18 protein-coding genes and 1 pseudogene are annotated in these 15347 nt (G+C 71.3%); 2 read left to right on the forward strand and 17 right to left on the reverse strand.

Going from position 1 to position 15347, the window contains the following annotated elements; all coding sequences use genetic code 11:
* Positions 1 to 47: 47 nt before the first annotated feature.
* From ilvD to CWOE_RS18390, 6 genes are all read right to left on the reverse strand, one after another.
* Positions 48 to 1736, reverse strand: a complete 1689-nt coding sequence (ilvD, locus tag CWOE_RS18365; protein ID WP_012935137.1) for a dihydroxy-acid dehydratase — start codon at positions 1734 to 1736, stop codon at positions 48 to 50.
* Positions 1733 to 2596: a hypothetical protein gene (locus tag CWOE_RS18370; protein ID WP_012935138.1), complete on the reverse strand. Its 864-nt coding sequence runs from the start codon at positions 2594 to 2596 to the stop codon at positions 1733 to 1735. Before CWOE_RS18370 ends, ilvD begins: the two co-directional genes overlap by 4 nt.
* Positions 2597 to 2607: 11 nt before the next feature.
* Positions 2608 to 2856 carry a hypothetical protein gene (locus CWOE_RS18375; protein ID WP_041730663.1) on the reverse strand — a complete coding sequence of 83 codons (249 nt, stop codon included), beginning with the start codon at positions 2854 to 2856 and terminating at the stop codon, positions 2608 to 2610.
* Between the two features lie 79 nt (positions 2857 to 2935).
* Positions 2936 to 3763, reverse strand: a complete 828-nt coding sequence (thiD, locus tag CWOE_RS18380) for a bifunctional hydroxymethylpyrimidine kinase/phosphomethylpyrimidine kinase (protein ID WP_041730665.1) — start codon at positions 3761 to 3763, stop codon at positions 2936 to 2938.
* Between the two features lie 10 nt (positions 3764 to 3773).
* Positions 3774 to 4874, reverse strand: coding sequence for a DNA-processing protein DprA (gene dprA / locus CWOE_RS18385; RefSeq protein ID WP_012935141.1), 1101 nt, complete (start codon positions 4872 to 4874; stop codon positions 3774 to 3776).
* Positions 4871 to 6394 (reverse strand): YifB family Mg chelatase-like AAA ATPase, encoded by a 1524-nt coding sequence (locus CWOE_RS18390; RefSeq protein ID WP_012935142.1) that lies wholly within the window; start codon positions 6392 to 6394, stop codon positions 4871 to 4873. The genes dprA and CWOE_RS18390 overlap by 4 nt, the downstream gene beginning before the upstream one ends.
* A 146-nt stretch (positions 6395 to 6540) precedes the next feature.
* On the opposite strand from CWOE_RS18390, the gene CWOE_RS18395 reads away from it, so the two are divergent.
* Positions 6541 to 6909 carry a YraN family protein gene (locus CWOE_RS18395; protein WP_012935143.1) on the forward strand — a complete coding sequence of 123 codons (369 nt, stop codon included), beginning with the start codon at positions 6541 to 6543 and terminating at the stop codon, positions 6907 to 6909.
* Positions 6910 to 6926: 17 nt separating this feature from the next.
* Here CWOE_RS18395 and CWOE_RS18400 read toward each other — a convergent pair whose 3' ends face one another.
* The 11 genes and pseudogenes from CWOE_RS18400 to ftsY all read right to left on the reverse strand — a co-directional run bounded on the left by CWOE_RS18400 (position 6927) and on the right by ftsY (position 14829).
* Positions 6927 to 7607 (reverse strand): ribonuclease HII, encoded by a 681-nt coding sequence (locus CWOE_RS18400; RefSeq protein WP_012935144.1) that lies wholly within the window; start codon positions 7605 to 7607, stop codon positions 6927 to 6929.
* A gap of 95 nt (positions 7608 to 7702) precedes the next feature.
* Positions 7703 to 8329 (reverse strand): signal peptidase I, encoded by a 627-nt coding sequence (gene lepB / locus CWOE_RS18405; protein ID WP_012935145.1) that lies wholly within the window; start codon positions 8327 to 8329, stop codon positions 7703 to 7705.
* A gap of 255 nt (positions 8330 to 8584) precedes the next feature.
* Positions 8585 to 8926: pseudogene (rplS, locus tag CWOE_RS34185) on the reverse strand (50S ribosomal protein L19); the annotation flags it as partial.
* Between the two features lie 82 nt (positions 8927 to 9008).
* A complete protein-coding gene (gene trmD / locus CWOE_RS18415; protein ID WP_012935147.1) occupies positions 9009 to 9737 on the reverse strand; it encodes a tRNA (guanosine(37)-N1)-methyltransferase TrmD in 729 nt (242 codons plus the stop codon).
* A complete protein-coding gene (rimM, locus tag CWOE_RS31020) occupies positions 9737 to 10372 on the reverse strand; it encodes a ribosome maturation factor RimM (protein ID WP_012935148.1) in 636 nt (211 codons plus the stop codon). The genes trmD and rimM overlap by 1 nt, the downstream gene beginning before the upstream one ends.
* Positions 10373 to 10376: 4 nt before the next feature.
* Positions 10377 to 10610, reverse strand: coding sequence for a KH domain-containing protein (locus CWOE_RS18425; protein ID WP_012935149.1), 234 nt, complete (start codon positions 10608 to 10610; stop codon positions 10377 to 10379).
* A gap of 28 nt (positions 10611 to 10638) precedes the next feature.
* Positions 10639 to 10893, reverse strand: coding sequence for a 30S ribosomal protein S16 (rpsP, locus tag CWOE_RS18430; RefSeq protein ID WP_012935150.1), 255 nt, complete (start codon positions 10891 to 10893; stop codon positions 10639 to 10641).
* 68 nt (positions 10894 to 10961) lie between these two features.
* Positions 10962 to 12296 (reverse strand): signal recognition particle protein, encoded by a 1335-nt coding sequence (gene ffh, locus CWOE_RS18435; RefSeq protein WP_012935151.1) that lies wholly within the window; start codon positions 12294 to 12296, stop codon positions 10962 to 10964.
* Between the two features lie 35 nt (positions 12297 to 12331).
* Positions 12332 to 13315: an SPFH domain-containing protein gene (locus CWOE_RS18440; protein ID WP_012935152.1), complete on the reverse strand. Its 984-nt coding sequence runs from the start codon at positions 13313 to 13315 to the stop codon at positions 12332 to 12334.
* Between the two features lie 54 nt (positions 13316 to 13369).
* Positions 13370 to 13801, reverse strand: a complete 432-nt coding sequence (locus CWOE_RS18445; protein ID WP_012935153.1) for an NfeD family protein — start codon at positions 13799 to 13801, stop codon at positions 13370 to 13372.
* 32 nt (positions 13802 to 13833) lie between these two features.
* Complete coding sequence (ftsY, locus tag CWOE_RS18450; RefSeq protein WP_012935154.1) at positions 13834 to 14829, reverse strand: signal recognition particle-docking protein FtsY; 996 nt, start codon at positions 14827 to 14829, stop codon at positions 13834 to 13836.
* Positions 14830 to 14851: 22 nt separating this feature from the next.
* On the opposite strand from ftsY, the gene CWOE_RS18455 reads away from it, so the two are divergent.
* Complete coding sequence (locus tag CWOE_RS18455; protein ID WP_012935155.1) at positions 14852 to 15343, forward strand: GNAT family N-acetyltransferase; 492 nt, start codon at positions 14852 to 14854, stop codon at positions 15341 to 15343.
* Positions 15344 to 15347: the final 4 nt, after the last annotated feature.

Consider the following 15347-nt stretch of genomic DNA (forward strand, 5'->3'; position numbering starts at 1 on the left):
GCCGCTCCCGCGCGGCGCAGGCCCCTCTCTCCTCCCCCGAAGTCGGCTCAGTGCGTGACGGCGCCGTCTGCGGCGCTGCCGACGAGCTTGGCGTACTTGCGGATCGCGACGTCGATGTGCTCGTCAGCGCGCGGCAGCGGTCTGTAGGTGGCGACCCGCTCGGCGATCTGCTCGTCGGTCAGGTCGACGTCGATGCGGCGGGCGTCGACGTCGATCGTGAGCCTGTCGCCCTCGCGCAGCGCGGCGATCGGCCCGCCGCGAACGGACTCGGGCGCGATGTGGCCGGCCATGAAGCCGTGGCTCGCGCCGGAGAAGCGGCCGTCGGTGATCAGCGCGACGCTGTCGCCCAGCCCGGCGCCGATGATCGCCGCCGTCACGGCCAGCATCTCGCGCATGCCGGGGCCGCCCGCCGGGCCTTCGTTGCGGATCACGACGATGTCGTCCGCGACGATCTCGCTCGCGAGCACCGCCTTCATCGCGGCCTCCTCGCCGTCGAAGACGCGCGCCGGACCGACGTGGTGGCGGCGCTCGTGGCCGGCGAGCTTGATCACACAGCCGTCGGGGGCGACGTTGCCTCTCATGATCGCGAAGCCGCCGGTCGCCTTGAGCGGGTCCTCCAGTGGGCGGACGACGACCTGGCCGGGCGTCTCCTGGGCGGCGTCGGCGATCTCGCCGGCCGTCTGGCCGGTGACGGAGATCGCGTCCTCGTGCAGTCTGCCGTGCGCTCTGAGGCGCTTGAAGACGACGGGGACCCCGCCGGCCGCGTAAAGGTCGGTGGCGTTGTATCTGCCGCCGGGCTGGAGGTCGCAGAGCAGCGGCGTCGCCTCGCTGATGCGGTCGAACTCGTCGATCTCCAGCGGCACGCCCATCTCCTTGGCGACCGCCAGCAGGTGGAGCACCGCGTTGGTCGAGCCGCCGCTCATCGCGACGGCGGCGATCGCGTTCTCCAGCGCGTCCTTGGTGATGACGTCGCGCGGGCGCAGGCCGCGTCTGAGCACGTCCATCACGAGCGTGCCGGCGTCGAAGGCGACCTGGCGCTTGCTGCCGTCCTCGGCGGGCACCATCGCCGAGCCGGCGGGCGAGATGCCGAGCACCTCGAACGCCATCGCCATCGTGTTGGCGGTGAACTGGCCGGCGCAGGCGCCGGCGCCGGGCGAGGAGACCTCTTCCAGCTCGTGCAGCTCCGCGTCGGTGATCTTGCCGACGGCGTGCGCACCGACCGCCTCGAAGACGTCGAGGATCGTGACCTCGCGGTCCTTGTAGCGGCCGGGCCGGATCGAGCCGCCATAGAGCATGAGCGACGGGATGTCGAGGCGCGCGAGCGCCATCACCGTGCCGGGGATCGTCTTGTCGCAGCCGCTGATGACGACGATCGCGTCGAAGTGGTGGGCGCTGGCGACCAGCTCGATCGAGTCGGCGATCAGCTCGCGCGACACGAGCGACGCGCGCATGCCGGAGGTTCCCATCGTGATCCCGTCGGAGATCGCGATCGTGTTCAGCTCCATCGGCGTGCCGCCGGCGGCACGGATGCCTTCCTTGACTCTCGCGGCGAGCACGCGGTTGTTGAAGTTGCACGGCATCGTCTCGATCCACGAGTGCGCCACGCCGACGATCGGCTTCGCGAGGTCCTCGGCGGAGTAGCCGATGCCGTGGAGGTAGGAGCGGGCGGCGGCCCGGTGCGGACCCTCCGTCAGGGCCCGGCTGCGATGCTTGAGGTCGAACGGCTCCGGGCTCACGACGCCGGGACTCTGCTGTCCCGTGCCGCGTCTCCGCCGCTGCGCGCGCGCTCCTGCTCCCACTGCCGCAGGCGCCAGAGGTCGCGCTTGACCTGCCGCGGGTCGATCTGGCGGCCGGGCAGGTGCATGTTGGCGGTGCGCATCAGCCGCTGCTCGTCGCCGGTGAGCGCCATCCACTTCGCGAGCACGTCGTCGGAGTCCGGCAGCCGAGCGCTGCCGTACGGGCGCGTCTCGTCCGGGAACTCGACGCAGTACTCGTTGAGCAGGCGGCCGGTCTGCGGCACGTAGGAGAGGATCGGCTTGTGGGGATAGACGAGGTAGGCGTACGGCACGTCGTCGTCGCGCCCCCAGCCGTCGCGCCCCCAGCCGCCGCGGTCCCCGGAAGCGTCACCGCTCGCCCCGCCGTCGCTCCCCCAGCCGCCGCGGTCCCCCGAAGCGTCACCGCTCGTCCCGCCGTCGCGCCGCCAGCCGTCGCCGCTCACCACGGCATCGCCGTCCTCGCGGCCGTCGCCGTCCCAGCCGCGGACGCCGTCCTCGTCGCGGACGCCGTCGTCGTCGTCACCGTGCCGGTCGCGGGCACGCGTCGCCGACGGGCGCCCGGCCTGCATCCCCCAGACGCGGATGAACCCGAGGTCGCGGTACATCGCCCACTCCTCGTCGTTGACGCACGACTTGAGCAGCAGGCGCGCGCGGGCTTCGGCGCGGCGTTCTCTCCCGGGGTCGAGGTCGAACTCAGCGGTCGACGGAATCCGCCGCCGGCGCGCGCGGAAGCGCTCGAGCGACTCCTCGAGCCGCGGCAGCATGACCTCGCCGAGCAGCGCGACGATCACGATCCCGGTGGCGGCGAGCGCGAGGACCACCGGCGCCGGTCCTACCGCCCGCCGGCGGCGCGAGGGAAGAAGATCACGCGTTCCGCATCGCGCGGCACGTCCTCGAACGTGCGGGCGAGCTGCGCCTCTCGCCGCCCCGACTGGCCGGTGACCGGCACGGCGGCCCACATGCCGCCGTCGAGCTGCCGCCGGAACTCCTCGACGAGCAGCTTCTCCTCTTCCCGCACGTCGACGTCGCCTTCCGCGATCAGCACCTCGCCGTGCCCCGGTCTCATGCGCAGGAACCTCATGGACGGATTATGCCAAAGGGTTTATGTCGCGCTTACGATCAGTGCGCGCAGGCGATCGCCGCCCCAGCACGAGACACGCTCAGCGAGCGTGAGCCGAGGCGGGCGGTGCTAGCGGGCGGCGCGAGCGGATCCCCAGCGCGTCGACCGGCCCCGGACCTCTGCCGATCTCGCGCAACCCGTCGTGCACGGCCTGCGCGGCGATGACCTTCGCCGCGCGGGCGGCGTCGACCGGAGCGAACCCGAGCGCGAGGTGCGCGGCGAGCGCCGAGGAGTGGGTGCAGCCGGAGCCGTGCGCGGCTCCGTCCGGATGCCGCTCGCCAGGTATCTCGATCGTCGTCTCTCCGTCGAACATGACGTCGGTCGCCTTGTCGCGGTGCCCTCCGGTGACGACGACGTGGCGCGGCCCGAGCGCGTGGATCGCCCGCGCGAGCTCCGGCGCATCGTCGTCGCTGCCGGCGATCACGCGCGCTTCGGGAAGGTTCGGCGTCGCGACCGTCACACGCGGCAGCAGCAGCTCGATCAGCGCGTCCCGCGCTTCCGGTTCGAGCAGCGGAGCGCCCGACTCGGAGACCATCACGGGGTCGAGGACGATCGGCGTCCCCTCCGCCAGCTCCCCGAGGGCGGCGACGACCGCCTCGATTGTGACCACGGTGCCGAGCATGCCGATCTTCACCGCGTCGATCCCGATGTCACGCGCAACGGCTCGAACCTGCGCCACGATCATCTCCGGCGCGATCGGCGCGACGGCGTCGACGCCCACCGTGTTCTGCGCGGTCAGCGCGGTGATGGCGGTCATCCCGTGCACGCCGCATGCGGCGAACACCTTCAGGTCGGCCTGGATCCCGGCCCCGCCACCAGAGTCCGAACCGGCGATCGAGATGACGGCGGGAATGCGATTCTGCGTCACGGCCGAGAGCTTACGACAGGCACGCATACCGACCTCCCGTCGTGCGCCGCACCTTCCCGCGCAGCTCCAGCTGCGCCAGCCCCGCGAGCGCCGCGTCGACCGGAAGCCCATCCGCCGTGAGCGCCGCGACCGTGTCCTGCCCGCTGCCGACGCGCTCCAGCAGGGCACGCAGGTCGGCCGGCAGCCCGCTCGCGACCGCATTGCCGGGCACTCTCGGCGCGTCGGCCCCGAACAACAGCTCCAACACGTCCTGCGGACCGCGGATGAGCCGCGCGCCCTCAGCGATCAAGCCGTTCGTCCCTGCAGCCAGCGGCGCCGTCACCAGGCCCGGCACCGCAGCCACGTCACGCCCGAGGTCCAGCGCCAGCGTCGCGGTGATCAGCGAACCAGACCGCTCGCCCGCCTCCACGACGACCGTCAGACGGGCCAAGGCTGCGATCGTGCGGTTCCGCGCCGGGAACGCCCACCGGCGGATCGGCGTGCCGGGCGGCATCTCCGAGACGACCACTCCAGACGCGGCGATCCGCTCGTGCAGACGGCGTTTGCTCGCCGGATACGCCCGCTCGGCGCCACCGGCCAACACCGCCAGCGTCGACCCGCTCGCCTCCAGCGCGCCCGTGTGTGCCGCCGCGTCGATGCCGAGCGCCATCCCGCTCACGACGGTGATTCCCGCCGCCGCGAGTCCGCGTGCGATGCCACGTGCCTGCTCGATTCCGTACGGCGTCGCTCGCCGCGCTCCGACGATCGCGACGCCGTCGGCCTCGATGAGCTGCTCGAACCGATCCGCTCGACCGAGCAGATGCAGCACCGCCGGCGCGTCGGGCAGGTCGCGGAGCCGCTGCGGGTAGTGCGGTGCGCAGCGGCAGATCGCCGTGAGTCCGCAGTCGACGCAACGCTCCCGAGCGAGCGCCGCGTCGAACCGGTCGTATTCGCGCGCGATGCGTCGGCGCTGCTCCCCCGCCAGCGCGGCGATCAGCTCGTCGTCGGCGAGCGAGAGCACGGCGGGCAGAGGTCTTCGAGCGGCCCAGGCGCGCTCGATGTGACCAGAGAGGCGGGCGATCAGCCACGCCCGCCGCAGGCAGTCCGCGCACCCCGTGCTCGCGCCGGTCACGCCGCCACCTGCTGCCCGGCGCCGTCCTGGAGCCGCAGCGTGAGCGCCTGCATCACGTCGTCGAGCTCGACGACGTCGCGCTCGTCGAGGTCCGCGATCGTGCAGGCGACGCGCAGGACCCGATCGTGTGCCCGGGCGCTGAGCGCGCCGCCGTCATAGGCGGCGCCGAGCGCCTGCAACGCACGCTCGGCCACGCGCACGTGCGACCGCACGAGACGGGCGTCGAGCTGGCCGTTGCAGCCCGCGGTCGTTCCGTCGAGCCGGCGCAGCTGTCGCTCACGGGCGGCCAGCACACGCTCACGCATCCGTGCCGAGGACTCCCGAGCCGGCGCGCGCAGTTCGGCGGACGTCGGCCGCGCGACTGACATCAGGAGGTCGAGCCGGTCGAGCAGCGGGCCGCTGAGGCGCCGCCGGTGGCGCGCGAAGTCGACCTCGCTGCACGTGCAGTGGCGCGTGCTGCCCGCGAACCCGCACGGACACGGGTTCGTGGCTGCAACGAGCGTGAAGCGCGTCGGGAAGAGCAACGCGCGCTGGCCGCGCACGACGGAGACATGGCCGTCCTCCAGTGGTTGGCGCAGCGCTTCCAGGCTCGGTCGTGAGAACTCGGCGAGCTCGTCGAGGAACAGCACGCCGTGATGGGCGAGGCTGGCCTCCCCGGGGATCGGGACCTGACCGCCACCGACGAGCCCTGAGGCGGAGATCGTGTGGTGCGGCGCCCGGAACGGGCGCACGTTCACGAGCCCGCGGGAGCGGTGCAGCCCTGCCACGCTGTGGATGCGGGTCACCTCGAGCGCCTCACCTCTCGTCAGCGGCGGCAGCAGCGACGGCAGACGGCGGGCGAGCATCGTCTTGCCGCTGCCGGGCGGTCCTTCCATCAGCAGATTGTGTCCGCCCGCCGCCGCGATCTCGAGTGCTCGCAGCGGCAGCTCATGACCGCGGACGTCGGCGAGGTCGAGCGTCTCTCCGGTCGCCGCTTCTTCGTCCGGTGGCGCCGGTGGCGGTGGCGGTTCACCGCCGCCCAGCAGATCGGCGACGCCCCGCAGGCTGTCGACTGCCGCCACGCGGATGCCGTCGACGAGTGCGGCCTCCTCCGCACGTTCTCGCGGCACGATGAGGCCCCCGAGGCCGCTGCGACGCGCTCCCTCGGCCGCGGCCAGGACGCCGCGACACGGACGCAGCTCCCCGCCGAGCGACAGCTCACCGAAGATCGCCCAGCGCTGGAGGTCGTTGCCTCTGCACTGGCCGCTCGCGGCGAGCAGACCAACCGCGAGCGCGGCATCGAACCCGGGACCGACCTTCGGCAGGCTGGCCGGTGCGAGGTTCGCGGTGATGCGTCGCGCCGGGAACTCGAAGCCCGAGTTGAGGACCGCCGCGCGGACGCGCTCGCGTGCTTCGCGCACCGCTTTGCCGGCCATTCCCACGACGCGGAAGGTCGGCAGACCTGGCCGGATGTCGACCTCCACCCACACCGGTCGCGGGTCGATTCCGTCGATGGCGAACGTGGCGACGCGACTGAGCATGGGCGGCAACGCTACGGATCGAAGTGCTACGCGTGGGGCACGCTTTGCACCAACTTTGCGGAGTGCGTCTCGCTCCACAGTTTCTCCTGCAAAGCGGCACAAACACGCGGTGACACATATGATCTCCCGGGCGTAGCGTGACGGTCATGTCCTCCGATCCCCGTCACCACCTCGGCCGCATCGGCGAGAACCTCGCCGTCGAGCATCTCGAACGCCGTGGGTTCGTCGTCCTCGACCGGAACTACCGCACCCGCTGGGGCGAGCTGGACGTGGTCGCATGCGACGACGAGCGGATCGTCTTCTGCGAGGTCAAGACACGGCGGCTGGGCTCCTCGGCGCCGCTGGAGGGCCTGAGAGAGCCACAGCGACGTCGCCTGCGGCGCATGGCGGTGTCATGGCTGCAGGCCAAGCCGCGCAGGACGTACGTGCCTGAGCTGCGCTTCGACGCGGTCGGCGTGACGATCGACGCAACCGGGCAGCTGGTCGCGCTCGAGCATCTCGAGGGCGCGTTCTGATGGAGCGGCTCCGCGCGTCAGAGCGCGAGCTGCTGGTACGCCGCCGACTGGAACGACAGCCGATGCAACGGCGTGATCCCGAGCCGCTCGATCGCCGCCCGATGCTCGGGCGTCGCATAGCCGACGTGCGACGCGAACTCCCACCCCGGATGCAGGACGTCGGCGCGATGCATGAAGCGATCGCGCGTGACCTTCGCGACGACCGAGGCCGCGGCGATCGAAGCGCTCCTCGCGTCCCCGCCGATCACGGCCCGCTGGTCGTGCCCGAGGTCGGCGACCCTGAAGCCGTCACTGAGGCAGATGCAGCCGTCGCACGCTACGCGGGCGAGTGCATCCCGCAGCGCCGCGAGATTCGTCACGTGGAGCCCGCGCCGGTCGATCCCGGGCGCGCAGCGCGAGATCACGGCCACTCTCGTTGCGACGCGCAGGATCACCGGGTAGATCGCCTCCCGGCGTTCTGCGGTCTGCTGCTTGGAGTCGTTGAGGGCGCTCAGCGCACGCAGGTCCGAGCGCGTGATGCGCTCGTAGTCGAACATGACCGCCGCGGCGACGAGCGGGCCGGCGAGGCAGCCGCGACCTGCTTCGTCCGCGCCGGCGACGAAGCGAGCGCCGAGGTCGCGGTCGAAGGCGAAGAGACGCCGGCCCGGTGGACGCGCGCGCCGTCTCCTTCTTCTCGCAGAGCTAGTCGTTTCCGCCATGATCGGACCTCATCATGACGTGCTCGCCGGGTGGAACGCCGGGCGGTCCGCGGGCGCTACGAGAAGCGCCCGGTGCGCGGATGCGCAGGCTCGGCTCAGAGCGGCCCGATGCGCTTCGGCGGCCAGTAGCTCGCGAAGGCGCCGCCGATGACCCAGTCCCGCTTGATCGGACCCCAGTAGCGGCTGTCGTCGGACGCGCCGCGGTTGTCGCCCATCATGAAGTACTGGTCCTTCGGCACCGTGATCGTTCCGAGATTGCAGTCCGCTCCCTCGCCACACGCAGCGATGAACGACTCTTTCTGCCGCACGCCGTTGCGGATCACGTGGCCGTCACGGATCGCTACGCGGTCGCCGGGGCCGCCGACGACGCGCTTGATGAAGTTCTGGTCCGAGCGGGTCGGGGTCGAGCGAGAGCAGGGTCTGCCGCTCTGCGGCCCGTCGTAGAACGGTCCCTGGCCGGGGATACCGCATTCGTTCGTGTCCGCACCCTTCGGCGGGTGGAACACGAGGATGTCGCCGACGCTCGGGTCGCCGAAGTTGTTGCCGATGCGGTTGACGAGCACGCGCTCGCCAACCGCGAGGGTCGGCTCCATCGAGCCGCTCGGAATCCGGTACGGCTTGACGATGAACGCCTGGATCCCGAGCGCCAGGCCGAGGGCCACGGCCACGATGAAGACCAACTCCAGCAGCGAGCCGGAGGTGGACTTCGGCTTGACCCTCACCCGTCGTTACTCGGAGTCGGCCTTGGCCTTCGGCTCATCAGAGCCGTCAGCCGCGTCGCCCGTGGTCTCGGACGACGCCTCGGCCTCCGGGGCGGCCGCCGTCTCGGCGGTCTCCTCGGCAGCCGGAGCGGCCTCAGCCGCAGCGTCGTCGGCGGGAGCGCCCTCGGTGGCCAGCACGGCCTCCTCGGGAGCGATCTCCTCTTCGACGACCTGCGTGTGAAGCAGTTCGCGATCGAAGACTTCCTCCGGCCCGATGGAGCGGCGCTCGCGCACACGGGCGCGCTTGCCGATCCGGCCGCGGAGGTAGTACAGCTTCGCGCGACGGACGTCACCGCGGGCTGCGACCTCGATCTTCTCGATCTTCGGCGAGTGCACGGGGAACGTGCGCTCGACGCCAACGCCGAAGGACTGCTTGCGGACGGTGAACGTCTCGCGAACGCCGTGACCCTGGCGCTTGATGACGACGCCCTCGAAGACCTGCGTACGACGACGCGTGCCCTCGATGACCTGGAAGTGGACGCGGACGCGGTCGCCGGCGTCGAACTTCGGTGCGCGTCGAAGCTGCTCGCGCTCAAGATTTTGGATAACAGTGCTCATGGCAAGAGTAATTGGCGGGGCCGTTGTGGCCGTCGCGGAGCGGGAATGGTAGCGGACCGCCACCCTCCGTGATGCCCGACCGTCAGTCGCGGTCGTCCGCGGGCTCGTGTGAACGCGACGCGGGGGCGCTCGCCTCGGCGTCGAGGGCACGCTGCCGGCTCTGCGCCATGCGCCAGTCGTGGACGCGCTGATGGTGCCCCGACAGGAGGATCTCCGGCACGTTCCAGCCGCGGTACTCGGCCGGGCGGGTGTAGTGCGGGTACTCCGGGGCGCCGTCGAGCGCGGCGCTGAACGACTCCTCGTGGGCGGAGTCGACGTGGCCGAGCGCGCCGGGCAGCTTGCGCAGCACGGCGTCCGCGACGACCATCGCCGCCAGCTCGCCGCCGGCGAGCACGTAGCGGCCGATCGAGACGGTGTCGGTCGCGAAGTGCTCGACGATCCGCTCGTCGAAGCCTTCGTAGCGGCCGCACAGAAGCGTCACCGCGGGCTCCGCCGCGAGCTCGTCGACGAACGGGTCGTCGAGCTGGCGGCCGCCCGGAGTCAGCACCACCACGCGACGGCGCTCGCGCAGGTCGACCGGGTCGCAGTCGTAGCGGGCGCGCAACGCTGCCTCGACGACGTCGACCCGCAGCACCATGCCGGCCCCACCGCCGAACGGCGTGTCGTCGACCTGCCCGCCCGACAGCGGCGTCGTGTCGCGATAGTTGACGCACGCAAGCTCGTGGCCGAGCCGCAGCGCGTTCTCGACGTGGCGCTGGGTGCGGAACCAGTCGAACCACTGCGGGAAGAGGGTGAAGACGTCGAGCTGCATCAGGCGGGCGGCGGGTCGCCGGCGGGCGGAGCGTCGGGCGCCGTGGGCGCGTCGGGCGCCGTGGGCGGCGCGTCGGGCGCCGCGGGCGGCGCGTCGTCGTCCTCCCCCAGGAAGGCGAGGTCGATCTCGATCCGGCGGGTGTCGACGTCGACGGAGCGGACAGCGTCGCGGATCAGCGGGACCAGGAGTGGGTCGCGGCCGTCGTCGCGGACGACTTCGAGCACGTCGCACGACGGCAGCGAGCGCAGCTCGCGGACGACGCCGACCTCGCGCGGGCCGTCGTGGACGCGGCAGCCCTCGATCTGCTCGGGCCACCACTCGTCCTCCTCCAGCGGCGGTGCATCGGCGCGCGGGACGAGCAGGTCGCGGCCGCGGAGCGCCTCGAGGTCCTTGCGGGACGTGCACGACTCCAAGCGGATGATCGGTCTTGCGTCCGTGCCGGCGCGGCGCACGATGCGATCGACACGGCCGGCGACTGTCAGGACGCGGCCGTCGTCCAGCAGCGCGATCCGCGGCCGGGTGACGTGGAAGCTCCCGTCGAGCCCGTGGGGCCGGCCGACGCGGCCGGCGTTGAGCCAGTCGTCGCCGGTGCCGGCGTCAGCCTCGGGCGAGCGCCGAGCCGAGTGCGGATCCATCGGCTCAGTCGACGATGTCGACCAGCACGCGGCGGTTGTCCTTCACCGCGGCGGCCTTGACGACGAGGCGCAGCGCGTTGGCCGTCCGGCCGCCGCGCCCGATCACCTTGCCGTAGTCATCCTCGGCGACGGCGAGCTCGAGCACGAGCGTGCCGTCGTCCTCTTCGAACTCGTCGACCTCGACCTCGTCGGGGTGGTCGACGAGCTGTCTGGCGAGGTACTCGAGCAGCTCTCTCATGAGAAACGTGCGCCCGGAACCGGCGTCACTACGCCTTCGGACCGGTGATGCCCTGGATCTTGAGCAGCTTCGCGACGGTGCCGCTGGGCTGCGCGCCCTTGGCGAGCCACGCGCGGACCTTCTCCTCGTCGAGCACGATCGTCGAGGGCTGAGTCTGGGCGTTGTAGTGACCGATGGTCTCGAGGACGCGGCCGTCGCGCTTGGAGCGCTGATCGGCGGCGACAACACGCCAGATCGGATTCTTCTTGGCGCCCACGCGGGTCAGCCGGAGTCGTACTGCCACGATTCCCTTTCGGAGATTGAGTCGAAGACCGACGAGGGAGGGTAGCGGAAAGGCGCCCTCAGCGGGGCCTACCGCGCCTGCCGCATCAGCGCGCCGATGTCCGGCATCTTGCCCGACTGCATCGACTTCATCAGTCTCTGCATCTGGCCGAACTGTCTGATCAGCGCCTTGACGGCCTGGACGTTGGTGCCCGAGCCTCTCGCGATCCGGATCCGGCGCGAGCCCTTGATGATGTCGGGGTTGCGCCGCTCCTCGGCCGTCATCGAGAGGATGATCGCCTGGATCCGATCGAACTCGCGCTCGTCGACTCTGAGGTTGCGCAGCTGGTGGCCGCCGAGGCCCGGCATCATCCCCAGCAGCGACTGCAGCGGACCGAGTCTGCGCACCTGTCTGAGCTGGTCGAGGAAGTCGTCGAGCCCGAACTCCGACTTGCGGATCTTGCGCTCGAGCTCCTTCGCCTGCGTCTCGTCGAACTGCGACTCCGCCTTCTCGATCAGCGTCATGACGTCGCCCATCCCGAGGATGCGCTGGGCCATGCGGTCCGGGTGGAAGCGCTCGAACTGGTCGAGCTTCTCGCCGGTCGACGCGAACAGGATCGGCTTGCCGGTGACCGACTTGACCGACAGCGCGGCGCCGCCGCGCGCGTCGCCGTCGAGCTTGCTCATCACGACGCCGTCGAACTGGACGACCTCGGCGAACTGCTCCGCCACGTTGACGGCGTCCTGGCCGGTCATCGCGTCGACGACCAGCAGCACGTTCGTCGGGTTCGTGACGCGCTTGATCTCGGCGAGCTCCTTCATCAGGTTCTCGTCGACGTGCAGGCGGCCGGCGGTGTCGACGATCAGGACGTCCTTGCCCTCGCGCTCGGCGCGCTCGCGCGCCCACTTCGCGATCTCGACCGGATCGGCGTCGGTGCCTCTCTCGTAGACGTCGGCGCCGGCGCGCGCGCCGACGGTGATCAGCTGCTCGACCGCAGCGGGACGGTAGACGTCGCAGGCGGCGACCGCGACCGACGATCTGTTCTGCTCGCGCAGCAGGCGCGCGAGCTTGGCGGTCGCCGTCGTCTTGCCGGAGCCCTGCAGGCCGGCCATCAGGATCACGGTCGGCGGGCTGGAGGAGAATCTCAGCTCCGCCGACTCGCCGCCCATCAGCTCGGCCAGCTCGTCGTTGACGATCTTGACGACCTGCTGACCGGGGTTGAGCTGCCCGATCACGTCGCTGCCGAGCGCACGCTCCTTGACGGCGTTCGTGAATCTCTTGACGACCTTGAAGTTGACGTCCGCCTCGAGCAGCGCGAGACGGATCTCGCGCATCGCTGCGTTGACGTCGTCCTCGGTCAGCGTGCCGCGGCTGCGGACGTCCGAGAGCGTGGCCTGGAGCTTCTCTGCGAGTGAGTCGAACATCTGCGTCTGAGACTACCTGGCGGAGCCCGCGGGGCTCACGCCTCCGGCGACGCCGGCGGCCTCGGCGGCTTCGGCGGGTCAAGCGACCGCGGGCCGGTGGGCCGCTCGGGCGCGGGCTCCGGGTCGGGCGCGGCGTCTCTGCGCCCGCCGCCGATCGCGTCGCCGATCACGTTGCCGAGGCCGCCGAGCGCCTGCGTGAACTCCGACGGGATCACGAACACCTTGCTCGCCTGGCCGTCGGCCAGCCGCGGCAGCATCTGCAGGTACTGGTAGCTGAGCAGCTCGCGGTCGGGCTTGCCCTCGTGGATCGCTCTGAAGACGGTCTCGATCGCCTTCGACTCGCCCTCCGCTCTGAGGATCGCCGCCTCGCGCTCGCCCTGGGCGCGCAGGACCGCGGCCTGCTGGTCGCCCTGCGCGGTGAGGATCTGGGACTGCTTGACGCCCTCGGCCGTGAGGATCGTGGCGCGGCGGTCGCGCTCGGCGCGCATCTGCTTCTCCATCGCCTCCTGGATCGAGCCGGGCGGGTCGATCGACTTCAGCTCGACGCGCGCGATCCGGATCCCCCATCTGCCGGTCGCCTCGTCGAGCACGACGCGCAGCTGCGAGTTGATGTTGTCGCGGCTGGTGAGCGCGTCCTCCAGCGTCATGCCGCCGATCACGTTGCGCAACGTCGTCACCGTGAGCTGCTCGATCGCCTGCAGCGGGTTCGCGACCTCGTAGGTGACCGACTTCGGGTCGGTGATCGTGAAGTAGAGGACCGTGTCGATCTGGACGACGAGGTTGTCCTCGGTGATCACCGGCTGGGGTGCGAACGTGATCACCTGCTCGCGCAGGTCGATCAGCGGCTTCACGCGGTCGATGAACGGGACGACGATCGTCAGGCCCGGGTTGAGCGTGCGGCTGTAGCGGCCGAGCCGCTCCACCACGCCGGCCCGCGCCTGCGGGATGATGCGGATCGTCTTCGCTGCCACGAACAGCATGAACAGCACGACGACGCCGAGGACGATGAGGCCGGCCATGTGGTGGATCTCCCTAGCTGGTTGGTTCCGCCGCCGGTGCGGCCGTACGTGCTGTCACTCCGCCACGAGCGCGGTCGCGCCCCTGATCTCGACGACGGTGACGGGTCTACCCGCCTCGATGATCTCGTCATCGTCGTAGGCGCGCGCCGTCCAGATCTCGCCGTCGATCCGCACGCAGCCGACGGCCTCGTCGTTGGAGATCCGCTCCATCACCATCGCGCGGCGACCGATCAGCGCGGCGGTGCCGGTGCGGATCTGCGCGGGCGAGTTGAGGTGCGCGCGCGCTATCGGCCGCACGAACAGCAGCATCAGGACCGAGACGAGGATGAACGCGGCGCCCGCGACGAACGCGCCGCCGCCGACCGCCGCGACGATCGCCGCCGCGATCGCGCCGATCCCGAACGGCGCGAGGAAGAAGCTCGTCGTGACGATCTCCCCCACGCCGAACGCGCACGCGACGATGATCCAGATGACCCAGGCGTCCATAGTCCGGGCGAGCTTACCGCTCTGACAGGCGATCAGGACAGCAGCGCGCGGGCGAAATCGTCCGGGTCGAACGGGCGCAGGTCCTCGAGCTGCTCGCCGATCCCGATCATCTTCACCGGGATCTCCAGCTCGCGCGCGATCGCCAGCGCGATGCCGCCCTTCGCGGTGCCGTCGAGCTTCGTCAGGACGATGCCCGAGACGTCGACCGCCTCCGCGAACAGCTTCGCCTGGCGCAGACCGTTCTGGCCCGTCGTCGCGTCGACGGTGATCAGCGTCTCGTGCGGCGCGTCCGGCAGCTGCTTGGTGATCACGCGGCGGACCTTCGCCAGCTCGGCCATCAGGTTGTCCTGCGTGTGCAGGCGCCCCGCGGTGTCGACGATGATCACGTCTGCGCCCTCGCGCACGCCGGTCGAGACCGTCTCGTAGGCGACCGACGCGGGGTCGGAGTCCGGCGGGCCCTTCACGAAGCGGACGTCGGCCCGGCGCGACCACTCCTCCAACTGCTCGACGGCCGCGGCGCGGAACGTGTCGGCGGCACCGAGCACGACCTTCTGCCCCAGCTCCTTGCGCAGGTGCCAGGCGAGCTTCCCGACGGACGTCGTCTTGCCGGTGCCGTTGACGCCGACGACCAGCAGCACAGTCGGCGACGGCGTCAGGTCGATGCGCGGCTCACCCACGCGGGCGACGTCCGCGAGCAGCTCGGTCAGGCGCGCGGTCAGCTGCTCGCCGCCGGCGAGGTCGCCGCGGTCGGCCTCCTGCTCGAGCTGCTCGACGATCTCGGCGGTCGTGCGGGCGCCGACGTCGGCGGCGATCAGCGCCTCCTCGAGCTTCTCCCACGTCTCCTCGTCGAGATCCTCGAACAGGGTCGCGGTGATCTCGCTCGTCAGCGCTTCGCGCGTCTTGCGCATGTTCTCGCGCAGCCGTCTGAAGAAGCCGCGGCGCTTCTCCTCCGTCTGCGGCGCGTCGTCGGCGACCGCCACTGAGGCGCCGTCGCGGATGATGAAGAGGTCCTGCCAGTCGCGTGCCATGAGGATCGGCGACGATACCAGCGTGCAGACGTCTCCAATCCGCATCACGCGCACGAGCCCCGAGGAGCCGCGGGCCGCGCACCTGCTCGCCGACTACGGCGCCGAGCTGGTCGCGCGCGGACGTCCCTTCTCGCCGATGGAGCCGCCGGCGGGCGACCGCCCACTCAGCTGGGTCGACCCGCACGAGCTGGAACCGCCCGGCGGCGCCTTCCTGCTCGCCGAGGAGGACGGCGTGCCCGTCGCGTGCGGCGGCGTGCGGACGCTGTCGCCGGGGCTCGGCGAGGTCAAGCGGATGTACGTCGTGCCCGCGGCGCGGCGGCGCGGGATCGCGCGGCGGATACTCGGCGACCTGGAGCTGGTCGCGCGCGAGCTGGGCCACGAGCGCGTGCGGCTCGACACGAACGCGGTGCAGCCCGAGGCGGTCGCGCTCTACCACGCCTGCGGCTACGTCGAGATCGCCGACTACAACGGCAACCCGTTCGCGACACACTGGTTCGAGAAGCGGCTCGCGTAGGGCG

This window comes from Conexibacter woesei DSM 14684 (genome assembly GCF_000025265.1).
In the GTDB taxonomy this organism is placed as follows: Bacteria; Actinomycetota; Thermoleophilia; order Solirubrobacterales; family Solirubrobacteraceae; genus Conexibacter; species Conexibacter woesei.